The following is a 22,372-nucleotide window of genomic DNA, read 5'->3' on the forward strand; positions in this document are numbered from 1 at the left end:
CCGGATATCAGCCCACTTCTTCTTGTACGTCAGCTTCCCCGCTGCCCCTCCAACCTAATTGATCGAGGAGGCGGGTGGCGTGGACGCGGGCCCGGAGGGGGAAACGCGGTCCGGCCGGACACCTGTGGGGTGTCCGGCCGGTGAACGACTGGGTGAATCCGTGGCGCTGTGCGGGCCGTGGCGGTGCTAGATCTCGCCGCGGAGCTTGGCGAGGGCCTCGGCGAGGATGGCCTCGCCGTCCTCGTCGCTGCGCCGCTCGCGTACGTAAGCGAGGTGCGTCTTGTACGGCTCGGTGCGGGGCGGGTCCGGGGGGCTGTCCCGGTCCTGGCCGGCCGGGAAGCCGCAGCGCGGGCAGTCCCACGTGTCCGGCACCTGCGCGTCATGGGCGAAGCTCGGCTGCGTCTCGTGCCCGTTCGAGCACCAGAAGGAGATGCGGAGGCGCGGCGCGGACTCGCCCCGCTCGGCCTCACCCATCGGCCCCGCTCCGACCCGGCTTCCCCGGATCGCGTTGCCACTTGCCACGGTCGTAACTCCCTGCGTGATGGTGCTCGAGGATGCCCCAGTCTACGTAAGGCCCAACGCGCGTCCAGTGCAAGGAGTTACACCCTCACCGGCAATCGCGCCACGACGGGTCAGTCACCCAGCTTGACCAGCAGGCCGAGGACGACGACGCAGGCGAACCAGACCAGACCCACCACAACGGTGATGCGGTCGAGGTTACGTTCGGCGACGGAGGAGCCGCCGACGGACGACTGCATCCCGCCACCGAACATGTCGGAGAGGCCGCCGCCCTTGCCCTTGTGCATGAGCACCAGCAGCATCAGCATCAGGCTGAAGACGATCAGAGCGATCTGGAACGCCATAACCACGGCTGGTCCCTACTTTCAGAATTCTCGACTACTGCCTGTACGTACAGCGGGGGCCGGAGGGTGGCAACCCCCACGGCCCCCGCAAGGGTACGACGGATCCGCGCTACCGCATACTCACTGGTCGCGGAAGCGGACGATCTTGACGAACTCGTCGGCGTCCAGCGCGGCGCCGCCGATGAGGGCGCCGTCCACGTCGGGCTGCGCCATGATGGCCGCCACGTTGCCGGACTTCACCGAGCCGCCGTACTGGATGCGGACGGCGTCGGCCAGCTCCTGCGAGTACAGCTCGGCCAGCCGGCGGCGGATCGCACCGCAGACCTCCTGGGCGTCGTCGGGGGTGGCGACCTCGCCGGTCCCGATCGCCCAGACCGGCTCGTAGGCGATGACGATGGACTCGGCCTGCTCGGCCGGGATGTCCTTCAGGGCGCCGTCGAGCTGCGCGAGCGTGTAGGAGACCTGGTCACCGGCCTTGCGGATGTCCAGGCCCTCGCCGACGCAGAGGATCGGGGTCAGGCCGTGCTTGTAGGCGGCCTTCACCTTGGCGTTGCAGATCTCGTCGCTCTCGCCGTGGTACTGGCGGCGCTCGCTGTGGCCGACGGCCACGTACGTGCAGCGCAGCTTGGCGAGCATCGCGCCGGAGATCTCACCGGTGTACGCACCGGAGTCGTGCGCGGAGATGTCCTGGGCGCCGTACTTGATCTTCAGCTTGTCGCCGTCCACCAGGGTCTGCACGGAGCGCAGGTCGGTGAAGGGCGGCAGGACGGCGACCTCGACGGCGTCGTAGTCCTTGTCGGCCAGGGCGAAGGAGAGCTTCTGGACGTGGGCGATGGCCTCGAGGTGGTTGAGGTTCATCTTCCAGTTGCCCGCCATCAGCGGGGTGCGGGTGGTCATTGAGGTTCAGTCCTCCAGTGCGGCGAGGCCGGGAAGCGTCTTGCCCTCGAGGTATTCGAGGCTGGCGCCGCCACCGGTCGAAATATGTCCGAAAGCATTCTCGTCGAAGCCCAGGATGCGCACGGCCGCGGCGGAGTCGCCGCCGCCGACGACGGTGAACGCCGGGGAGTCGAGGAGCGCCTGGGCGACCGCACGGGTGCCCTCGGCGTAGTCGGGGTGCTCGAAGACGCCCATCGGACCGTTCCAGAAAATGGTGGCCGCGTCGGCGAGCTTCGCCGCGTACAGCCTGCCGGACTCCGGGCCGATGTCCAGGCCCATCCGACCGGCCGGGATGGCGTCGGCGGCGACCGTGGCCGGGTGGGCCGGGGCCTTGGTCTTCACGTCGGGGAACGTCTGTGCGACCAGCACGTCGACGGGGAGCACGAACTCCACGCCGAGCTTCTCGGCCCGCTCGAGGTACTCCTTGACGACCGGGATCTGGTCCTCCTGGAGCAGCGAGGCGCCGACCTCGTGACCCTGGGCCGCGAGGAAGGTGAACACCATGCCGCCGCCGATGAGGATGCGGTCGGCCTTCTCCAGCAGGTGGTCGATGACGCCGAGCTTGTCGGAGACCTTGGCACCGCCGAGGACGACGGCGTACGGCCGCTCGACATCGGTGGTGAGCTTCTTCAGCACGCCGACCTCGGTGGCGATGAGGTAGCCCGCGTAGTGCGGCAGCCGGGCCGGGAGGTCGACCACCGAGGCGTGCTTGCGGTGTACGGCACCGAAGCCGTCGCCCACGTACACGTCCGCGAGCTCGGCGAGCCGGTCGGCGAAGGCGCCGCGCTCGGCGTCGTCCTTGGAGGTCTCTCCGGCATTGAAGCGGAGGTTCTCGACGACGGCGACCTGGCCGTCGGTGAGGCCCGCGACGGTGGCGCGGGCGGAGTCGCCGATGGTGTCGGTCGCGAAGGCGACGTCGGCACCGAGGAGTTCACCGAGGCGTGCGGCGGCGGGTGCCAGCGAGAACACCGGGTCCGGGGCGCCCTTGGGGCGGCCCAGGTGCGAGGCGACGACGACCCGCGCGCCGGCTTCGGCGAGCTTGGCGACCGTCGGCAGGACCGCGCGGATGCGGCCGTCGTCGGTGATGGTGGTGCCGTCCAGCGGCACGTTGAGGTCGGCGCGGACGAATACCCGCCTGCCGGCGACCCCTTCGGTGAGAAGTTCGTCGATCGTCTTCATCTGTTCCGTTTACTCCTTGGGAGGACCGATGAGCATGCTAAGGGGCTCGGTCGGCGCTTCGTTGCGCCGGCCGAGCCCCTTCGCTCACATCGATGTGCCTGCCGACCCGAGGGTCAGAGCTGCTCGCCGACGAAGACCGTGAGGTCGACGAGGCGGTTGGAGTAGCCCCACTCGTTGTCGTACCAGCCGAGGATCTTCACCGTGTTCCCCTCCTGGACCATGGTCAGGGAGGAGTCGAAGGTGCAGGACGACGGGTCGCCGACGATGTCCGAGGAGACGATCGGGTCCTCGGTGTACGTCAGGAAGCCCTTGAGGTCGCCGTCGTCGGAGGCCTTCTTGAACGCGGCGTTGACCTCGTCCTTGGTGACCTCGCGGTCCAGGGTGACGACGAGGTCGGTGGCGGAACCGGTCGGGACCGGGACACGCATCGCGATGCCGTCGAGCTTGCCCTTGAGCTGCGGGAGGACCAGAGCGGTGGCCTTGGCGGCACCGGTCGTGGTCGGGATGATGTTCTCGGCGGCGGCGCGGGCGCGGCGCAGGTCCGAGTGCGGGAAGTCCAGGATGCGCTGGTCGTTGGTGTACGCGTGGACCGTCGTCATCAGGCCCTTGACGATGCCGAAGTTCTCGTCGAGAACCTTGGCCATCGGCGCCACACAGTTGGTGGTGCAGGAGGCGTTGGAGATGACGTGGTGGTTGGCCGCGTCGTACTTGTCCTGGTTGACGCCCATCACGATGGTGATGTCCTCGTCCTTGGCCGGAGCCGAGATGAGGACCTTCTTGGCGCCACCGGCGATGTGCTTCTCCGCGTCGGCCTTCTTGGTGAAGATGCCGGTCGACTCGATGACGACGTCGACGCCCAGCTCACCCCAGGGGATGTCGGCCGGGTTGCGCTCGGAGAGCACCTTGATGGTGTGACCGTCGACCGTGATGGTGTCGGCGGTGTGGCTGACCTCTGCCTTGAGACGACCCAGAATGGTGTCGTACTTCAGCAGGTGGGCCGTGGTCGCAGTGTCACCCAGGTCGTTGACAGCCACGATCTCGATGTCCGCACCCTGCTCCAGCAGCGCGCGGAAGTAGTTACGACCGATGCGGCCAAAGCCGTTGATGCCTACGCGGATCGTCACGAACCGATCTCCTCGTATAGGTACGCCGGTTTTCGACGCCGGCGAGTTGTATAGGGATGTCCCCGACCGCCTCCGACCCTACCCCTCCAAGGGCTCCGGGGTGACATCGAGAGGGGCCGTACGCGCCACCGGAACACGCCGGGAGGCCCGTACTCCCCAGTAGGTCACGGGCCTCCGTTCACGCTTCAGGGCCTTGGTCCCGGCGGCGGGGGACCAAGGTCCCCTGTTCGCCGTCGAGTCGGCAGCGCTGTCCGTGGCCGGGTCAGCCGACCAGGCCGTCCGCCAGCTCCTCGCTGAGCGTGGCCTCCGTGCCGGGGATGCCCAGATCCTGGGCACGCTTGTCGGCCATGGCCAGCAGGCGGCGGATCCGGCCGGCGACCGCGTCCTTCGTCAGCGGCGGTTCGGCGAGCGCTCCCAGCTCCTCCAGCGAGGCCTGCTTGTGCTCCATGCGCAGCCGGCCGGCCGCCGCGAGGTGCTCGGGGACCTCCTCGCCGAGGATCTCCAGCGCGCGCCCCACCCGGGCCCCGGCGGCGACCGCCGCGCGGGCCGAGCGGCGGAGGTTCGCGTCGTCGAAGTTGGCGAGCCGGTTGGCCGTGGCGCGGACCTCGCGCCGCATCCGGCGCTCCTCCCAGGCCAGCACCGACTCATGGGCACCGAGCCGGGTGAGCAGGGCGCCGATCGCGTCGCCGTCGCGGACGACGACCCGGTCCACGCCGCGCACCTCGCGGGCCTTCGCCGCGATGGAGAGCCGACGGGCCGCGCCGACCAGGGCGAGTGCCGCCTCCGGGCCGGGGCAGGTGACCTCCAGCGAGGAGGAGCGGCCGGGCTCGGTGAGGGAGCCGTGCGCGAGGAACGCCCCGCGCCAGGCGGCCTCGGCGTCGCAGGTGGCCCCCGAGACCACCTGCGGGGGCAGCCCGCGGATGGGGCGGCCGCGGCCGTCCACCAGACCGGTCTGGCGGGCCAGCTGGTCGCCGCCCGCCACCACCCGTACGACGTAGCGCGAGCCCCGCCGCAGTCCGCCGGGGGCCATCACGATCAGCTCCGAGCTGTGCCCGAAGATCTCGAGGATGTCGCGCTTGAGCCGGCGCGCCGCCATCGCGGTGTCCAGCTCCGCCTCGATCACAATGCGGCCGCTCACCAGGTGCAGCCCGCCCGCGAACCGAAGAATCGCCGAGACCTCTGCCTTCCTGCAGCAGGTCCGGGTCACGGGAAGCCGAGAGATTTCGTCCTTCACCGCTGGCGTCATCGCCATGGGCCGATCCTTCCATGCATCCGAAAAATACGGTCGTACGCGGCGGCCAACAGCTCCTGATCATGGACCGGAACGCCGTCGGGCGATGCCACCGGCGCCAGCTCGACCGCGGCTCCGAGCCGGCTGGCGGCATCGTCGAGTGATTCGCGGTCGGGCACGGCTGCCTCGTCGGCCAGCACCACGTCCAAGGCGAGTTTAGGGGCGTGTCGTCCCAAAACCTCCAAATGACGCTGCGGTGAGAACCCCTCGGTTTCACCGGGCTGTGGTGCGAGATTCAACGACAGGACCTTGCGGGCCTTCGTGGTGACCAGTGCGTCGAGCAGTTCCGGCACCAGCAGGTGCGGGATCACCGAGGAGAACCAGGAGCCCGGGCCGAGCACCACCCAGTCCGCGTCGAGGACCGCCTCGACGGCTTCCGGGACGGCCGGCGGGTCGGGCGGGACGACGTGCACGGACTGCACCTCGCCCGGGGTGAGCGCCACCGTGGCCTGGCCGCGCACGGTGACGATCGCGTCGGGCAGCTCGGGGTCGTGGCCCTTCACCAGCGCCTGGAGTTCCAGCGGCACGGCGGACATGGGCAGCACCCGGCCGTGCGCGCCGAGCAGCTTGCCGACCAGGTCGAGGGCCTGGACGTGGTCGCCGAGCTGCTCCCAGAGGGCGACGATCAGCAGATTGCCGACCGCGTGCTCATGGAGGTCGCCCTTGGACTCGAATCGGTGCTGGATGACCCGGGACCAGGTGCGGCCCCAGTCATCGTCGCCGCAGAGCGCGGCTAGCGCCTTGCGCAGGTCGCCGGGCGGCAGGACGCCCAGCTCCTCACGCAGCCGGCCGCTGGAGCCGCCGTCGTCGGCGACGGTGACCACGGCCGTGAGGTCGCCGGTGATCCGGCGCAGCGCCGCCAGGGACGCCGATAGGCCCATACCGCCGCCAAGGGCGACGACCTTGGGCTGCCCACCGCGTTTGCGGCCCGAGAGCGCCGAGGTGGCGCGGCTCAGCCGCCGCATCCGCAGATTGCGACCGGTCACTCTCGCCCCATGTCCCGGTGGACGAGGACGGTCTCGACGCCTTCGGCGGCGAGGCGGGCCGAGAGCTTCTCCGACATGGCGACGGACCGGTGCTTGCCGCCCGTGCAGCCGACGGCGATGGTCACGTACCGCTTGCCCTCGCGGCGGTAGCCGGCGGCGATCAGCTGGAGCAACTCCGTGTACTGGTTGAGGAACTCCTTGGCCCCCGGCTGGTCGAAGACGTAGGCGGAGACCTCCTCGTTCAGGCCGGTGAAGGGGCGCAGCTCCGGGACCCAGTGCGGGTTGGGCAGGAAGCGGCAGTCCACGACCAGGTCGGCGTCGACGGGCAGGCCGTACTTGTAGCCGAAGGACATCACCGTGGCGCGCAGCTCCGGCTCCGACTCGCCCGCGAACTGGGCGTCCATCTTGGCCCGCAGCTCGTGCACGTTGAGGCTGGAGGTGTCGATGACCAGGTCGGCGTCGCCGCGCAGCTCGCGCAGCAGGTCGCGCTCGGCGGCGATGCCGTCGACGATGCGGCCGTCGCCCTGGAGGGGGTGCGGGCGGCGGACGGACTCGAAGCGGCGCACCAGTGCGTCGTCGGAGGACTCAAGGAAGACGATCCGCCGTGTGACGTGCTTGGCCTGCAGGTCCGCGAGGGATTCGCGGAGGTTGTCGAAGAAGCGCCGGCCCCGCACGTCGACGACGACGGCGATCCGCGCCACGTTGCCCTGGGAGCGGGCGCCGAGCTCCACCATGGTGGGGATCAGCGCGGGCGGCAGGTTGTCGACGACGAACCAGCCGAGGTCCTCCAGACACTTGGCGGCGGTGCTGCGTCCGGCGCCGGACATACCGGAGATGATCACCAGCTCGGGGATGGCCGGCACCGCTGCATCGCCCGTCTCGTTGGTGGCGTTCGTACTCACGTCTGCTCCGTCTGCTCGGTCTGTTCGTTCGTGCTGCCGGTCGCCGGCGGGCGCGCTGTCGGCGGCGCCTTCGCCGTCGGCCCGGCGCGTGTGCTCGGTCATGACGTGCCCCCGTCGTCCTCTTCCATGATCTCTCCTGTGGCCGTGTTCACGGCAGGGGCCGCGGGAGCCGCCGAGGCGAGGGCGACCGCCACCGATTCGGCCGTCCTGCGCCCTATCCCGGGGACCTCGCAGATCTCCTCGATTGTCGCCTGCCGGAGCTTCTTCACGGAGCCGAAATGCTTGATCAGGGCCTGTTTGCGGGTCTCGCCCAGGCCCGCCACGTCGTCCAGGGGGCTGGAGCGGATGCGCTTGGCCCGCTTGGCGCGCTGGTAGGTGATGGCGAAGCGGTGGGCCTCGTCCCGCACCCGCTGGAGGAGGTAGAGGCCCTCGCTGGATCGGGGCAGGACGACGGGGTCGTCGTCATCGGGGAGCCAGACCTCCTCCAGGCGCTTGGCCAGGCCGCAGACGGCGATGTCGTCGATGCCCAGCTCGTCCAGGGCGCGCTTGGCGGCGGCGACCTGGGGCTGTCCGCCGTCGACCACGACGAGCTGCGGCGGGTAGGCGAACCGCTTGGGCCGGCCGTCGTCCTCCCGGGGCTCGCTCTCGTCGGCCGGGGAGACGGCGGTAATGGCGGGGGCGGGAACGGGGCCGGTGGGGGCGGGGCCGGTGGGGGAATCGGTAAGGGCGGGACCGGTAAGGGCCGGGGCGGCTCCCGGGAGAGCCTCACCGGTCTCCGGCGTCTCCCAGGTGGCCTGCGGCGCCTGCTCCCACTCCCCCGTGCGCTCCTTCTCCTGGAGGTAGCGCTTGAAGCGGCGGCCGATCACCTCGTGCATCGAACGGACGTCGTCCTGGCCCTCGAAGCCCTTGATCTGGAAGCGGCGGTACTCGCTCTTGCGGGCGAGGCCGTCCTCGAAAACCACCATGGAGGCCACCACGTCGTCCCCCTGGAGGTGGGAGATGTCGTAGCACTCGATGCGCAGCGGCGCCGTGTCCAGGCCGAGCGCCTCGGCGATCTCCTCCAGGGCGCGGGAGCGGGTGGTCAGGTCGGAGGCGCGCTTGGTCTTGTGCAGACCGAGCGCCTGCTGGGCGTTGCGCTGGACCGTCGCCATGAGGTCCTTCTTGTCGCCGCGCTGCGGGATCCGCAGGCTGACCTGGGAGCCCCGGCGCTCGGCGAGCCACTGGGAGACCGCCTCGGTGTCCTCGGGCAGGGCGGGGACCAGGACCTCCTTGGGGACGGCTTCGCCGCGCTCCTCCCCGTACAGCTGCTGGAGGGCGTGTTCGACGAGGCCGGAGGTGTCGACCGCCTCGACCTTGTCGGTGACCCAGCCGCGCTGGCCGCGGACCCGGCCGCCGCGCACGTGGAAGATCTGGAGGGCGGCCTCCAGCTCGTCCTCGGCGACGGCGATCAGGTCGGCGTCGGTGGCGTCCGCGAGGACGACGGCGCTCTTCTCCATGGCCCGCTTGAGGGCCCCGGCGTCGTCCCGGAGGCGGGCGGCGCGCTCGTACTCCATCTCCTCGGCCGCCTGCGTCATGTCCTTCTCCAGGCGGCGGATGTAGGTGCCCGTGCGCCCGGCCATGAAGTCGCAGAAGTCCTCGGCCAGCTCGCGGTGTTCCTCGGGGGTGACCCGGCCGACGCAGGGGGCCGAGCACTTGTCGATGTAGCCCAGCAGGCAGGGGCGACCGGTGCGGGCGGCGTTCTTGAAGACACCGGCGGAGCAGGTGCGGACGGGGAAGACGCGGAGCATCAGGTCGACCGTCTCGCGGATCGCCCAGGCGTGCCCGTACGGACCGAAGTAGCGCACGCCCTTCTTCTTCGCGCCCCGCGTCACCTGGACGCGGGGGAACTCCTCGTTCAGCGTGACGGCGAGGTAGGGGTAGCTCTTGTCGTCCCGGTACTTGACGTTGAACCGGGGGTCGAACTCCTTGATCCAGGTGTACTCCAGCTGGAGCGCCTCGACCTCGGTGGAGACCACCGTCCACTCGACGGAGGCGGCGGTCGTGACCATCGAGCGCGTCCGCGGGTGGAGACCGGCCAGGTCCTGGAAGTAGTTGGCCACGCGCTGGCGGAGGTTCTTGGCCTTCCCGACGTAGATCACCCGGCGGTGCTCGTCGCGGAACTTGTAGACCCCCGGGGAATCGGGGATCTGCCCCGGGCTGGGGCGGTAGCTGGAGGGGTCTGCCATGTCTCACACCCTACTTGCGGGGTGTGACAGCGCGTCGCCCTCCGGGTGACGGGTGCGCTCCGGGGTGCCGGGGTGCCGGCGGCCCCGGAGCACGGGTTCGCGGCCCGTCGGGGCGCTCAGGGGTGGACGGCCCCGGAGCGCTCCGCTCAGGCGTCCGGCGCGGGGTTCTGCCGGGTGCGGACGCGGTGGCGTACGGCGGTGGCGCCGCCGAGGGCCAGGGCGAGCAGGGCCCCGGCTCCGGCCATCGTGGAGACGGTGGTCAGGGCGGTGTCGGGGGTGGCCGTGCTCGCCGCGTCGGCGAGCGAGGGGGCGGGCGCCGGGGCGGGGCCCGGAGCGGCGGGAGCCGCCTCGGAACCGTAGCCTCCCGCCTTGCCGGACTTCGCGTACCCGGAGCCGGGCAGCTTGTCGCCGTACGCCTCCTTCACCCGGGCCCGGTAGGCGTTCAGGGTCGTGCCCCGGGCGCCCACCGCCGCCGTCGCGTCCTCGTCCAGCGGGAGCACCCGGGAGGCGTCGTGGACGTACCAGGCGTCGATCTGCGGTTCACGGAACACCGTGCCGCCGGGGAGTGCCCGGGCCCCCCGCGCGGTGTAGCGGGCCTCGTCGTCGCCGGTGGCGATGTTCACCACCTGCCACCGTCCGCTCCCGGCGGCCCCGGGGACGGTCCACAGGGAGGCCTTCCGGCCGTCGGAGGAGACGGCGGTGGCGGCGAGGTAGTCCAGGGTGCTCGGCGCGGCCCCCGGCTTCCCGGCGACGAACGCGGCGGAGAGCGTGCGTACGGGGACGGTCTTCGCCTCGATGCGCGGTGCGGCCGCCGTACGCGCCACCGCTCCCTCCCGCGCGAAGAACCGGGACAGGGTGTCCAGGGTCGCCGGAGCGGAGGCGGCCTCGTGGGCGGCCTCCAGCGTGGCGGCGGTCAGCTCGGGCGGTGCGGCGTGGCCCTCGTCGGCGGTGGACGGGGGCGCGGCGGTGAACAGTGCGGTGGCGGCGAGCGCGGCGGCGACGCCGAGGCGGCGGGTGGTCGCGGTCATGTCCTCACGCCCCGATCCGGTAGAGCGAGTGGGTCCAGGAGAACTGGTTGTTGTTGACGTACCAGGAGTGCGAGGCCCAGTTGTAGCGGTCGCTGGAGGGCCACGGATCACCCCAGTAGACCCAGCTGTCGGCGTCGTCGTAGCCGTAGATGACGTGCATGTGACCGCCGCCGGACGACCACTGGATGCGGGTCTCGATGGGCCGCCGGGCCGCTATCTCGCTCTGGACGGTCGGATAGCGCAGCCAGCCGGTGACGTAACTGCCGGGCCGGACGCCGGTCCAGGACAGTCCGGTCTGGACGTTGCCGAGGGTGGCCTGCGAGTTGGGGCACTCGGTGTTCTGGGAGCGGTTGAAGGAGGCGTTGCAGAACTGGTTCTGGGAGTAGCTGCGGCCGAACCAGGCGGCGATGGTGTTGCCGCCGGCCGCCCAGCACCAGTTGGTCTTCTGCTGGGCCTGCATGGTGATGCCGAGACGCTGGGCGGCGGCGATGGAGACGCCGTCCTGAGATGCGGACGGGGACTGGGCCGCGGTGGCGGTGGCCGCGGGGACGGCGAGGAGGGCGGCGGCCAGAAGGGCGGTGAACGAGTACCTTCGGGGCCGGATTCTTCGGTTGCGCATGGCGTTCCTCCCAAGGCGGGGGGGCGGGGATCGGAGGAGCGCGTCCGGACGCTGATGAGGAGCATCGGCCGTTGTCCGGAGCAGGTCAACACGCTTCAATGCGGAGTGACACCACGATGTGAACGGCGCGACGCGCGTGTGAACGGCGCAGCCCCTTCACCTGCTCCCCCGCATCCCCCGGGGGCGGTGTCCCCTCTCCCCACGTGAACGTTCACCGGAGGCCCCTATGCGGCACACCGAGAGAGAACTGGACCGGGCGCTGCACACCGGCCCCTTCCATCTGGCCCTGCGCACCGCCCTCTCGGTGCGCGGACTGCCGCTGCACCGGGTGCAGCACCATCTGGCGCACCGGGGCGTCAAGCTCGGGGTGACCACCCTGAGTTACTGGCAGCAGGGCGTACGCCGTCCCCGTCGGCCGCAGTCGCTGCGGGCCGTCCGTGCGCTGGAGGATGTGCTCGCGCTGCCGGACGACTCGCTGCTGCGGCTGCTGCGGGGCGACGGTGCCGGTGCGGACGGGGAGCGACCGGCGTCGCGCTCGTACCGCTCGCTGCTGGAGTCCTCGGGGGCGGTGGAGCGGCTGCTGGCGGCGATCGAGTCACCGGTGGACGGCGGGCTGCACACCGTGGACCACCTGGAACGGGTACGGATCGGGGCCCGGCGCGAGCTGGCGGGCCGCACGTCGCTCCATGCCGTACGGGCGCACCGGGACGGGGTCGACCGCTATCTGGCGATCCACCGGGGCGATCCGGGGTGCGACCCGTCGCGGATCGCCGTACGGGCGGGAGAGAACTGCCGGACCGGGCGGGTGCGCTGGGACGCGGACGCGGGGGTACTGGTGGCCGAGCTGCTCTTCGACACCCGGCTGCGGTCGGGCGAGACGTACCTCTTCGGCTACGGCTTCGAGGACGGTACGGGCGGGCCCAGCGAGGAGTACGTGCGCGGCTTCACCTTCGGCGGCGGGCAGTACGTGCTCCAGGTCGGCTTCGACGAAGGAGCGTTGCCGGTGCGGTGCCGCCGGTTCGAGCAGTCCTCCGCCGGTGCCCCACGGGCCGCCCGCAGGGAACTGACCCTGACCGGACGGCACCGGACCGTGCACGTGGTGGAGGAGGGGGTGCGGCCGGGGCTCGTCGGCATCGACTGGGCCTGGGAGTGACCGTCCGGTCCGCTTAGCGGGGTGGGGTCAGGCGCCCGGGCCCGCGACGAGCTTTCCGCCGTCGGCCGTGACCGGGACGGCGGGCAGCGGCACGGTGGCCGGGCCCTGGACGACCTGGCCGGTGGTCGTGTCGAAGCGGCTGCCGTGGCAGGCGCAGTGACCCTCGGTGCCTTCGAGCTTGGTCAGGACGCAGCCGCCGTGGGTGCACTGGGCGCTGAAGGCCTTGTACTCGCCCTTCGCCGGACAGCTGACGACGAGGCGCTGCTCGCGGTAGAGCTTGGCGCCGCCGACCGGCACCTCGGAGGCTTCGCCTAGGTCGACGGGGGCGGTGGGGGTGGGCTGCTTGGCGTGGCCGAGCTTGGATTCGGTGGAGCAGGCGGCCGCTCCCAGTGCGGCGGCACCCGCGAGCGCGGCGCCCTTCAGCAGGGTACGGCGGGCGGCGGGCAGGCCGGGCATGCGGACTCCACGGATCGTTGTTCGGGGCGGGGCGGGTGTCGCCGGACGGGCAGGGAGGCGACGAGGGCCGTGGCCGTCCGTTCCCGCCCCGTTCCCCGCCGGTGACGGAACCGACGATACCGGCGGGGAACGGACGGCCTGCGGCCGGGCCGGTCCCTCGCCGGCCACACACGCCGGTGGCTCCCTCCTGGGCGGGAGGGGGCCACCGGCGTCGGCTCACGCCTTGCGGGCGCGGGTCGCCTTCTTCGCGGTGGCCTTGGTGGCGGTGGCCTTCGTGGCCGTCGCCTTCTTGGCCACCGTCGCCTCGGTGGCGGCCGTCTTCGTGGCCACCGCCTTCCTGGGCGCCGCGGTCTTCTTCGCCGTGGTGGTCTTCCGGGCGGCGGCCTTACGAGCCGTCCCCCGCCCTGAGGGCACCGCGGCCTCGCTGATCCGGTCCGCGTCCAGGATCCCCTGGAGGAACTTCCCGGTGTGGCTGGCGGGGACCGAGGCGACCTGCTCGGGCGTCCCCTCGGCGACGACCAGACCGCCGCCGTTGCCGCCCTCGGGGCCCATGTCGATGACCCAGTCGGCGGTCTTGATGACGTCCAGGTTGTGCTCGATGACGATCACCGAGTTGCCCTTGTCGACCAGTCCGGAGAGGACGGTGATCAGCTTGCTGATGTCCTCGAAGTGGAGACCCGTGGTCGGCTCGTCCAGGACGTAGACCGTGCGGCCGGTGGATCGCTTCTGGAGCTCGCTCGCCAGCTTGACGCGCTGCGCCTCGCCGCCCGAGAGGGTCGGCGCGGACTGACCGAGCCGGACGTATCCGAGGCCGACGTCGTTGAGCGTACGGAGGTGGCGGGCGATCGCCGGGACGGCCTCGAAGAACTCCAGGCCCTCCTCGATCGGCATGTCCAGCACCTCGGCGATGGACTTGCCCTTGTAGTGGACCTCCAGGGTCTCCCGGTTGTAGCGCGCACCGTGGCAGACCTCGCACGGGACGTACACGTCGGGCAGGAAGTTCATCTCGATCTTGATCGTGCCGTCGCCGGAGCAGTTCTCGCAGCGGCCGCCCTTGACGTTGAAGGAGAAGCGGCCCGGCAGATAACCGCGCACCTTCGCCTCCATCGTCTCGGCGAAGAGCCTGCGGACGTGGTCGAAGACCCCGGTGTACGTCGCCGGGTTCGACCGGGGTGTCCGGCCGATCGGTGACTGGTCGACGTGGACCACCTTGTCGACGAGGTCGTCGCCGTCGACCCGGGTGTGGCGGCCGGGAACCGACTTGGCGCCGTTCAGCTCGCGGGCCAGGTGGGTGTAGAGGATGTCGTTGACCAGGGTCGACTTCCCGGAACCGGAGACGCCGGTGACCGCGGTGAGCACACCGAGCGGGAAGGAGACGTCGATGTCGTGAAGGTTGTTCTCGCGGGCGCCGTGCACCGTGAGGCTGCGGGCCGGGTCGACCGGCCGGCGGATGTCCGGTGTCGGGATGGCCCGCTTGCCGGACAGATACTGGCCGGTGATCGACTCCTTGTTGGTCAGCAGCTCCTTGAGCGAGCCGGAGTGGACGACCTTGCCGCCGTGCTCACCGGCGCCGGGGCCGATGTCGACGACCCAGTCGGCCACCTTGATGGTGTCCTCGTCGTGCTCGACGACGATGAGCGTGTTGCCCATGTCGCGGAGCCGGACCAGCGTCTCGATCAGGCGGTGGTTGTCGCGCTGGTGCAGCCCGATGGACGGCTCGTCCAGGACGTACAGCACACCGACCAGGCCGGAGCCGATCTGGGTGGCGAGCCGGATGCGCTGGGCCTCGCCGCCGGAGAGCGTGCCGGCCGCGCGGTTCAGGGAGAGGTAGTCCAGGCCCACGTCGACCAGGAACTTCAGCCGCTCGTTGACCTCCTTGAGGACCCGCTCGGCGATCTTCTTGTCGCGGGCGTTCAGCTTGAGGCGGCCGAGGAACTCGGCGCACTCACTGATCGACATCGCGGCGACCTCGGCGATGGACTTCTCCATCACCGTCACCGCCAGGACGATCGGCTTGAGCCGGGTGCCCTCACAGGTGGGGCAGGGAACTTCGCGCATGTAGCCCTCGAAGCGCTCCCGGCTGGAGTCGCTCTCGGCCTCGGTGTGGCGCCGCTTGACGAACTGGACCGCGCCTTCGAAGGCGGGGGTGGTGTAGGCGCGCTCGCGCCCGTAACGGTTGCGGTAGCGGACCTCGGTCTGGATCTTGTGGCCGTACAGCAGGGCCTTCTTCGCCCGCTGCGGGAGTCCGGCCCAGGGGATGTCCGTGCGGAAGCCGAGCGCCTTGGCGAGCGCGCCGATCAGCCGGCCGAAGTACTCCTTGGTGTGCCCGTGCGACCAGGGGTGGATGGCGCCCTCGTCGAGCGACTTCTCCTCGTCCGGCACGATCAGCTCCGGGTCGACCTCCATGCGCGTACCGATCCCCGTGCAGTCGGGGCAGGCGCCGAAAGGCGAGTTGAAGGAGAAGGAGCGCGGCTCCAGCTCCTCGAAGGAGAGGTCGTCGTACGCGCAGTAGAGGTGCTCCGAATACATCCGCTCGCGCTCGGGGTCGTCCTCGGGGAGGTCGACGAAGTCGAGCACGACCATGCCGCCGGAGAGGCCCAGGGCGGTCTCGACCGAGTCGGTGAGCCGGCGCTTGGCGCTGTCCTTGACGGTGAGGCGGTCGATGACCACCTCGATGGTGTGCTTCTCCTGCTTCTTGAGCGTGGGCGGCTCGGAGAGCTGGATGGTGGTGCCGTCGACCCGGGCGCGGCTGTACCCCTTGGTCTGGAGGTCGGCGAAGAGATCGACGAATTCGCCCTTGCGCTCGCGCACCAGCGGCGAGAGCACCTGGAAGCGGCTGCCCTCGGGCAGGCCGAGGACCTTGTCCACGATGGCCTGCGGCGACTGGCGGGCGATGGGGCGCCCGCACTCGGGGCAGTGCGGCTTGCCGATCCGGGCGAAGAGCAGCCGGAGGTAGTCGTAGACCTCCGTGATGGTGCCGACCGTCGAGCGCGGGTTGCGCGAGGTCGACTTCTGGTCGATGGAGACGGCAGGAGAGAGGCCCTCGATGAAATCGACGTCCGGCTTGTCCATCTGGCCGAGGAACTGCCGGGCGTACGAGGAGAGGGACTCCACATAGCGCCGCTGGCCCTCGGCGAAGATCGTGTCGAACGCGAGGGACGACTTGCCCGACCCGGAGAGCCCGGTGAAGACGATGAGGGAGTCACGGGGGAGATCGAGCGAGACGTTCTTCAGGTTGTGCTCGCGCGCGCCACGGACGATGAGACGGTCGGCCACGCCGGTCCGCACCTTTCTAGAGAGAAACGGGGGAATCTCAGCCCCCGTTCCAGGTTATGGGGGGCGCCACAGCGATGTGGGAAGCTTTGTCTCCTCCGAGCGTATAGCACGCACATTCGATTTACGGTCGCGCTCGGACTCCTTCACCCGAATGGGTGGCGGAGCTAGGCTCGGCCGCATGATGGATCATGCGCACGACCTGGGAGCTGTACGCGAAGCGACCGACCGACTGCTCAGCGAAGCTGACAAGTGGGACAACGCCACGCTCGCTGAGCCGTCACGGCTGCCCGGATGGAGTCGGGGCCATGTTCTGGCCCACCTGTCACGTAACGCCGACGCGCTCGGAAATGTTCTCAGGGGTCTCCCGATGTACGCGAGCAGCGAAACCAGGGACGCCGACATCGCAGCCGGCGCCCGTCGCCCCCTCGCCGAACAGCTGGCCGACTTCGAGGAGAGCGCGGGCCGCCTGCAGGCGGTGGCGGCGGAACAGGCCGACTGGTCCCGTACGGTCTCCCTGCGCAACGGTGTGACGGATTCCGCGCCCCGGGTCCCCTTCCGTCGGCTGATCGAGCTGGAGATCCACCACGTCGACCTGGACGTCGGCTACGAGCTGGAGGACCTGCCGGAGGGCTTCACGGAGCGGGAGATCGTCTTCCTCACCGACCGCTTCGGCGGGCACCCTGGCGTTCCCGCCACCACCCTGACCGATGAGGCAGGCCGCATCTGGACGACGGGCGGCGGCTCGGACAGCCCCGCGGTCTCGGTGCGCGGTACGGCCGCCGATCTGCTCGGCTGGCTGGCCGGCCGCCGCGACGGCTCCACCCTGACCGTGACGGGGGGCGCACTGCCGGTGCTGCCCCCGCTGTAGGCGGTTCCCGCCGGGGCGCGGCCAGGTCTCCTCGGACACCGTCCGGCCCCGGCGGCGACGGATTAGGGTGAGCCGTATGACGTACAGCGGAGCGGTGAAGGTCGGCGGACCGGCGAGCGTGCACGAACTGACGGATCTGATGATCTCCAAGGTCGCCGTCGGCGCCATGAACAACAACGCCTATCTCCTGCGCTGCCGGGCCACCGGCGAGCAGCTCCTGATCGACGCGGCGGCCGAGCCCGCCGCCCTGCTGACGCTGATCGGTGACGACGGCATCGCGTCCGTCGTCACCACCCACCGTCACGGCGACCACTGGCAGGCGCTGGCCGAGGTGGTGGGGGCCACCGGCGCCCGGACGTACGCGGGCCGGTACGACGCCGAGGGCATCCCGGTCGCCACGGACGTGCCCGTGGAGGACGGCGACACGATCACCGTGGGCCGGGTCGAGCTGACCGCCCGCCACCTGGTCGGCCACACGCCCGGCTCGATCGCGCTGGTCTACGACGACCCGCACGGGGCGCCGCACCTGTTCACCGGGGACTGCCTCTTCCCCGGCGGGGTCGGCAACACGCACAAGGACCCCGAGGCGTTCGCGAGCCTCCTGCACGACGTCGAGACGAAGCTGTTCGACCGCCTGCCGGACGAGACCTGGGTCTACCCGGGTCACGGCAACGACACGACCCTCGGCGACGAGCGGCCGCACCTGCCGGAGTGGCGGGCGCGGGGCTGGTAGCCGGGGCCTATTGCCCCGGGCTGTGTCGGCCCCGCCCACTACGGTCCCGGCATGACCTTCACCGTGCCAGAGGCAACCCGCGTCGATCTGGACCTCGACGTGCGCCGGCTGTCCTTCCTCGACTTCGGCGGGCCCGGCCGGCCCCTGCTGGCTCTGCACGGCCACTTCTCGAAGGGGCGGGCCTTCGCCCGGTCGGCCCGGGCGCTGACCCCCGACCGGCGGGTCGTAGCGTCCGGCCAGCGGGGGCACGGGGAGTCGGGCCGCCCGAGCGACCACCACCGCCGGGGCTGTCTCGCGGACGCCGTCGCGGTCCTCGACCATCTGGGACTCGGCGCGGTCGTCGTCCTCGGCCACTCGCTGGGCGGCGTCAACACCTATCAGCTCGCCGTGCGTGATCCGGACCGCGTCCTCGCCCTTGGTCGTCGAGGACATCGGAGCCGTCGTGGAGGACGACCTGTCCTTCTGCCTCTCCTGGCCGCACCGGGCGCCGGACCGCGCGGCCCTGATCGAGGCGCTGGGAGCGTCCGCCCGCACCGGTCCCGAGGGCTTCGCCGCTACTGTCCGTAGGTCCCTCACGGACCTGCGACGAGGGGCCCATGGCGGGGGTGTACGCACAGCGGCCGGGGTCGGACGGCTTGCGCCGTTCCGCCCCGGCCGCTGCCGGTGAAGTCCCTGTGCCGCCCTCGGGGGCCGGGGTCAGCTGCTGACGCTCTCGGTCTCCTCGTCGGCCGCGTCGACGCTCTTCGCCTTCGCTGCCGCCTCGGCCGCCTCCCGCTTCTTGTTGGCGATCAGGCTGGTGATCGTGGTGACCACCAGGACGCCGCAGATGACGGTGAGGGAGAACGGGATCGAGATCTCGGGCACGTGCACCCCCGACTCGTGCAGGGCGTGCAGCACCAGCTTGACGCCGATGAAGCCGAGGATGACCGACAGGCCGTAACTGAGGTGGACCAGCTTCTTCAGCAGACCGCCGATGAGGAAGTACAGCTGGCGCAGGCCCATCAGCGCGAACGCGTTGGCCGTGAAGACGATGTACGGATCCTGGGTCAGGCCGAAGATCGCCGGGATCGAGTCCAGCGCGAACAGGACGTCGGTGGTACCGATGGCGAGCATGACCACCATCAGCGGGGTCAGGACGCGCTTGCCGTTGCGCTGGATGAAGAGCTTCGTGCCGTGGTACTGGTCGGCGACGCCGAAGCGCTTCTCGATGGACTTGAGGAGACGGTTCTCCTCGAACTCCTCTTCCTCCTCGTCGGCCCGCGCCTCCTGGATGAGCTTCCAGGCGGTGTAGATCAGGAACGCGCCGAAGATGTAGAACACCCACGAGAAGTTCGCGATCACGGCGGCACCGGCGGCGATGAAGATCGCCCGGAGCACCAGGGCGATGAGCACACCGATGAGCAGCACGCGCTGCTGGAGGTGGGAGGGCACCGAGAACTTCGCCATGATCAGGACGAAGACGAAGAGGTTGTCGACGCTCAGTGACTTCTCGGTGATGAATCCGGCGAAGAACTCGCCGGACGCCTGGCTGTTGCCGAACACCAGCAGGCCGAGTCCGAAGAGGACGGCCAGGGCGATCCAGACGATCGTCCAGATCCCGGCTTCCTTGGTCGACACGTCATGGGGCTTGCGCCCGATGAAGAAGTCGACGGCGATCAGGGCTGACAGCCCGAAGATGGTCAGGGCCCAAAGGGTCCATGAAACGTCCACTGCGCCTCCGGCAGTTCGCTACGGCTACTGATCAGCGTCGTCGCTGCCGGAGGTCTCTTCCACCCTGGCACACGGGATGCGTGCCGGGCCGACGCCCCGGGACCGGTCACGGTCCGTACTGACGGGAACGTCGCGTAAGGAGTACTCCCCTCCGTGCACCGAACAGTACAGGCATCACCAAGGAAAGGTAAAGAAAAGAGTAAAGAGCTCACCAAGAACGCAGGTCAGGGGCCGTATGAAGCTCAGCGGCCCGCAGCTCTGCGGGCCGCTGTGACCGCCGCGAGGACCTGCTCCAGGACGCGGCTGCCCGGTGGTGTCACCGGCGGCTCATAGGTCCAGGCGTGACCGACCCAGGGGTCGGCGAGGTGACTGTCGGCGACCGGGGTGATCCGCAGCAGCGAACGCCACAGGGGGTCGAGCACCGGCCCGTACGCATGCGCGTCTTCGCGGTCCGCGACCATCAGCAGATGCACGCCGACCGGGGGGCCCTCGTCGGCGAGATAGCGGAGCTGGGTGACGGCCCGGTCGTCGAAGCCGTGCGGGAAGTCGTTGACCACCAGGAGCTGCTCGCCGGTGTCCAGGTCGGGCGGGAGGGAATCGGCCGCACCGGCCCGCACCGCCATCTGCACCAGGTCCACGCGGCGGGTGAGGTGGGCGAGGACCGAGGCCACCCCCTGGGGCCCGGCGGCCGGCGGCCCGGCGAGGACGCCCGCGTCGACCAGCGGTGCCAGCGGCCCCGCCGCCGAACCCGCCGGGTCGATGACGTGCACCGAGAACTCACCGGGCGGGTACACCGCGAGCAGCCGGGCGGCGTGCAGGACGGCGGTCTCCATCGCCAGGCGGCGCAGCCGGTCGCTGTCGATGAGCGCGGCGGCCTCGGAGGCCGTACGCCCGCTGTCGACCCATATCCCCCGCTCCAGCGGCAGCCGGACGAGCAAAGGGATGCGCAGGCCGGTGCGCTCGGGGAGATGGAGGTCACCGAGACGCAGGGCCATCGGCAACTCCATCGGAACGCGGTGGGCGTGCCAGACGGGGTTGTCCCAGCCGGCGTACGCGGCGGGGAGCGCGGGCTCGACGACGGCGGCTTCGGCGGCCAGCTGGGCGAGGTCACGGTCGAGGACCTCACGGGCCCGGGCGGTCAGCTCGTCGCGCTTGGCACGGGCCTCCTCGCGGGCACGGTCGCCCGCGCCGCCGATCCGGTTGCGCGGGTCGGACAGGGAACGGTCCAGCTCCTGGTCCATCCGGGAGTCGGCGAAGTCCACGGCACTGCGGTAGGCCGCGGCGGCGCGGGCCAGGTCCTCGAACATGCCCCAGATCTGGTTGTAGAGCCGCTCGTCCATCGACCAGCCGGTGGCGTCACCGGCGACCGGCTGCGCGGCCTGCCCGGGCTGGGCGGGGGGCGGAGTGGGCGGCGGCGTCGGCGGGGCGGCGTGCTGCCGGCTGGGGTGCGCGTAGTTGATGGGGCCGCCGGGGGCGGAAGCCGTGGGGGCGGAGGCTGTGCCGGGGTCGGTGCCGGTCGGCGGGTGCGCGGGGGTGGCGGTGGGCCGGTGTGCGGTCGGAGGGCGTGCCGCCGAGGGGTGTGCGGTCGCCGTGGGCTGGTCCGGTGGCCCGGAGGCGTGCCGTACGCGGTCGCCCTCGGGCGTGCGGGGCGGTGGTGGGGCCACCGAGCGGGCCAGGGACCGGGCGACCGCCTCCTGGATGGAGGCGGCCAGCTCGGCCGCCTGGGCCAGGCCCTGGTCGGCGAGCATCTCGGCCAGCCCCGCCGCGTACCCCTGGCCGACTGCCCGGACCTTCCAGGCGCCCTGGCGGCGGTAGAGCTCCAGGGCGCTGACCGCCGACTCGGCGTCCAGGCCGGTGAGCGTGAAGGTGGCTATCTCCGTGCCGTCGGGCCCGGTGACGGCGACGAAGGGCGCGGCGGTGGTGCCGAACCGGGTCGGGCCGCCCACGCCCACCGGGAGGGCGAGCAGCACGGTGACCCGGTGCACCGTCTCGGGCAGGGCCTCCAGGTCGACGGCGAGGCGGTGGCCGGCCGCGGCCTGCTGGGAGACTTCGAGGCCGGGGAGCTGGGGCGAGCCGGGGTGGGCGATCCACTCGGCGCCGCGCACCACGCCGTTCTCGTCACCGAGGGTGGCGCCGGCCACGACGGGTGAGCCCGCCGACACCCGGATCTCCAGACGGGTCTGGGGCAAGGTGTGGTTCTGCCCCCGGACCAGCTCGGCCGTCATTACGCTGTCCCCCTCGACGATGTGTGCTGCGTTGGTCCCGCGCGGTGCGGCTCCCGGAGCCGGGTGCCTCCGGGAGCCCCAGGTGCCGGTGCCGGCCTGATCCGGTGCGGTCCGCCTACAGGTGGGGCAGGATGGACGGCATCAGGTCCTGGAAGGTGCGGCCGTTGGCCGGGTTCCCGAGGGCCGTCATCTGCCATCCGCTGCCCGCACGGTGCACCTTGGCCATGATCTGGGCGGTGTACTGGCCGCCGCCGTCCAGCGTGTACCGGGCGAGCTCCTGGCCGTTGGTCTCGTCGACGATGCGGCAGAAGGCGTGTCGGACCTCCTGGAACGTCTGCCCGGTGAACGAGTTCACCGTGAAGACGATCTGGTCGATGTGGACCGGGACGCGCTGGAGATCGACGAGGATCGCCTCGTCGTCGCCGCCGGAGCCGGCGCCGCCGACCAGGTTGTCCCCGGTGTGCTTGACCGAGCCGTCGTCGCTGACGAGGTGACGGAAGAACACGACGTCGACGGGCTGCTTGTCGGCGAAGAGCACCGCCGAGGCGTCCAGGTCGATCTCCCGGGTGCGCGAGCCGAACAGACCGCGGCGCGGAGCCGCCTGCCAGCCGAGACCCATCCGTACCGCCGTCAGGGTCCCCCCGTCGCTCTTCTGCAGGTTGATGGCCTGACCCTTGGTCATGTTGACCGTCACGCGCTGTCCCCTCTCGGCATTGCCCCGCAACCGTCCGTCTGCGGTTTCCCCGCACCCTACGCATTCCCCCCAGGACGGCAGCAGGCCCCGCACGCTTTTGTGTC

20 protein-coding genes are annotated in these 22,372 nt (G+C 71.0%); 4 read left to right on the plus strand and 16 right to left on the minus strand.

Annotation, left to right across the window (positions count from 1 at the left end; genetic code table 11):
• Nucleotides 1–186: 186 nt before the first annotated feature.
• From ABZ154_RS06070 to ABZ154_RS06120, 11 genes are all read right to left on the minus strand, one after another.
• Nucleotides 187–522, minus strand: a complete 336-nt coding sequence (locus ABZ154_RS06070) for an RNA polymerase-binding protein RbpA (protein ID WP_073880172.1) — start codon at nucleotides 520–522, stop codon at nucleotides 187–189.
• A 110-nt stretch (nucleotides 523–632) separates the two neighbouring features.
• Nucleotides 633–869 carry a preprotein translocase subunit SecG gene (secG, locus tag ABZ154_RS06075; protein ID WP_356829507.1) on the minus strand — a complete coding sequence of 79 codons (237 nt, stop codon included), beginning with the start codon at nucleotides 867–869 and terminating at the stop codon, nucleotides 633–635.
• A 114-nt stretch (nucleotides 870–983) separates the two neighbouring features.
• Complete coding sequence (gene tpiA / locus ABZ154_RS06080; RefSeq protein ID WP_356829509.1) at nucleotides 984–1,760, minus strand: triose-phosphate isomerase; 777 nt, start codon at nucleotides 1,758–1,760, stop codon at nucleotides 984–986.
• Nucleotides 1,761–1,766: 6 nt separating this feature from the next.
• On the minus strand, nucleotides 1,767–2,978 hold the full coding sequence (locus tag ABZ154_RS06085) for a phosphoglycerate kinase (protein WP_356829510.1): 1,212 nt from the start codon (nucleotides 2,976–2,978) through the stop codon (nucleotides 1,767–1,769).
• A gap of 113 nt (nucleotides 2,979–3,091) precedes the next feature.
• The gene (gene gap / locus ABZ154_RS06090) at nucleotides 3,092–4,102 is read right to left on the minus strand and encodes a type I glyceraldehyde-3-phosphate dehydrogenase (protein WP_356829512.1); all 1,011 of its coding nucleotides are present in this window, start codon (nucleotides 4,100–4,102) and stop codon (nucleotides 3,092–3,094) included.
• Between the two features lie 262 nt (nucleotides 4,103–4,364).
• Complete coding sequence (gene whiA / locus ABZ154_RS06095; protein WP_026241502.1) at nucleotides 4,365–5,354, minus strand: DNA-binding protein WhiA; 990 nt, start codon at nucleotides 5,352–5,354, stop codon at nucleotides 4,365–4,367.
• Nucleotides 5,345–6,379 carry a uridine diphosphate-N-acetylglucosamine-binding protein YvcK gene (yvcK, locus tag ABZ154_RS06100; RefSeq protein ID WP_356829514.1) on the minus strand — a complete coding sequence of 345 codons (1,035 nt, stop codon included), beginning with the start codon at nucleotides 6,377–6,379 and terminating at the stop codon, nucleotides 5,345–5,347. The genes whiA and yvcK overlap by 10 nt, the downstream gene beginning before the upstream one ends.
• Nucleotides 6,376–7,383 carry an RNase adapter RapZ gene (gene rapZ, locus ABZ154_RS06105; RefSeq protein ID WP_356829516.1) on the minus strand — a complete coding sequence of 336 codons (1,008 nt, stop codon included), beginning with the start codon at nucleotides 7,381–7,383 and terminating at the stop codon, nucleotides 6,376–6,378. Before rapZ ends, yvcK begins: the two co-directional genes overlap by 4 nt.
• Entirely contained in the window at nucleotides 7,380–9,506 is a 2,127-nt protein-coding gene (gene uvrC, locus ABZ154_RS06110; RefSeq protein WP_356829518.1) for an excinuclease ABC subunit UvrC, read from the minus strand. Before uvrC ends, rapZ begins: the two co-directional genes overlap by 4 nt.
• A gap of 146 nt (nucleotides 9,507–9,652) precedes the next feature.
• Nucleotides 9,653–10,534 (minus strand): hypothetical protein, encoded by an 882-nt coding sequence (locus tag ABZ154_RS06115; RefSeq protein WP_356829520.1) that lies wholly within the window; start codon nucleotides 10,532–10,534, stop codon nucleotides 9,653–9,655.
• 4 nt (nucleotides 10,535–10,538) lie between these two features.
• Nucleotides 10,539–11,153, minus strand: coding sequence for a papain-like cysteine protease family protein (locus ABZ154_RS06120; protein WP_356829522.1), 615 nt, complete (start codon nucleotides 11,151–11,153; stop codon nucleotides 10,539–10,541).
• A gap of 226 nt (nucleotides 11,154–11,379) precedes the next feature.
• Between ABZ154_RS06120 and ABZ154_RS06125 the strand changes: the two genes are divergently transcribed.
• Complete coding sequence (locus ABZ154_RS06125) at nucleotides 11,380–12,306, plus strand: hypothetical protein (protein ID WP_356829524.1); 927 nt, start codon at nucleotides 11,380–11,382, stop codon at nucleotides 12,304–12,306.
• A gap of 27 nt (nucleotides 12,307–12,333) precedes the next feature.
• Here ABZ154_RS06125 and ABZ154_RS06130 read toward each other — a convergent pair whose 3' ends face one another.
• On the minus strand, nucleotides 12,334–12,762 hold the full coding sequence (locus ABZ154_RS06130; protein WP_356829526.1) for a Rieske (2Fe-2S) protein: 429 nt from the start codon (nucleotides 12,760–12,762) through the stop codon (nucleotides 12,334–12,336).
• Nucleotides 12,763–12,978: 216 nt separating this feature from the next.
• Nucleotides 12,979–16,038, minus strand: coding sequence for an excinuclease ABC subunit UvrA (gene uvrA, locus ABZ154_RS06135; protein WP_356829528.1), 3,060 nt, complete (start codon nucleotides 16,036–16,038; stop codon nucleotides 12,979–12,981).
• A gap of 178 nt (nucleotides 16,039–16,216) precedes the next feature.
• Between uvrA and ABZ154_RS06140 the strand changes: the two genes are divergently transcribed.
• From ABZ154_RS06140 to ABZ154_RS06150, 3 genes are all read left to right on the plus strand, one after another.
• Entirely contained in the window at nucleotides 16,217–16,906 is a 690-nt protein-coding gene (locus ABZ154_RS06140; RefSeq protein WP_356829530.1) for a maleylpyruvate isomerase family mycothiol-dependent enzyme, read from the plus strand.
• A 76-nt stretch (nucleotides 16,907–16,982) separates the two neighbouring features.
• The gene (locus tag ABZ154_RS06145; protein WP_356829532.1) at nucleotides 16,983–17,639 is read left to right on the plus strand and encodes an MBL fold metallo-hydrolase; all 657 of its coding nucleotides are present in this window, start codon (nucleotides 16,983–16,985) and stop codon (nucleotides 17,637–17,639) included.
• Between the two features lie 51 nt (nucleotides 17,640–17,690).
• Nucleotides 17,691–18,206, plus strand: coding sequence for an alpha/beta hydrolase (locus ABZ154_RS06150; protein ID WP_356829534.1), 516 nt, complete (start codon nucleotides 17,691–17,693; stop codon nucleotides 18,204–18,206).
• 129 nt (nucleotides 18,207–18,335) lie between these two features.
• Here the strand turns inward: ABZ154_RS06150 and ABZ154_RS06155 are convergent, their stop codons facing one another.
• From ABZ154_RS06155 to ABZ154_RS06165, 3 genes are all read right to left on the minus strand, one after another.
• Nucleotides 18,336–19,349, minus strand: a complete 1,014-nt coding sequence (locus ABZ154_RS06155; RefSeq protein ID WP_356829536.1) for a TerC family protein — start codon at nucleotides 19,347–19,349, stop codon at nucleotides 18,336–18,338.
• Between the two features lie 242 nt (nucleotides 19,350–19,591).
• Complete coding sequence (locus ABZ154_RS06160) at nucleotides 19,592–21,574, minus strand: TerD family protein (RefSeq protein WP_356829538.1); 1,983 nt, start codon at nucleotides 21,572–21,574, stop codon at nucleotides 19,592–19,594.
• Nucleotides 21,575–21,689: 115 nt separating this feature from the next.
• A complete protein-coding gene (locus tag ABZ154_RS06165; RefSeq protein ID WP_327217649.1) occupies nucleotides 21,690–22,268 on the minus strand; it encodes a TerD family protein in 579 nt (192 codons plus the stop codon).
• Nucleotides 22,269–22,372: the final 104 nt, after the last annotated feature.

It is taken from the genome of Streptomyces sp. NPDC006261, assembly GCF_040613515.1.
Lineage (GTDB): Bacteria > Actinomycetota > Actinomycetes > Streptomycetales > Streptomycetaceae > Streptomyces.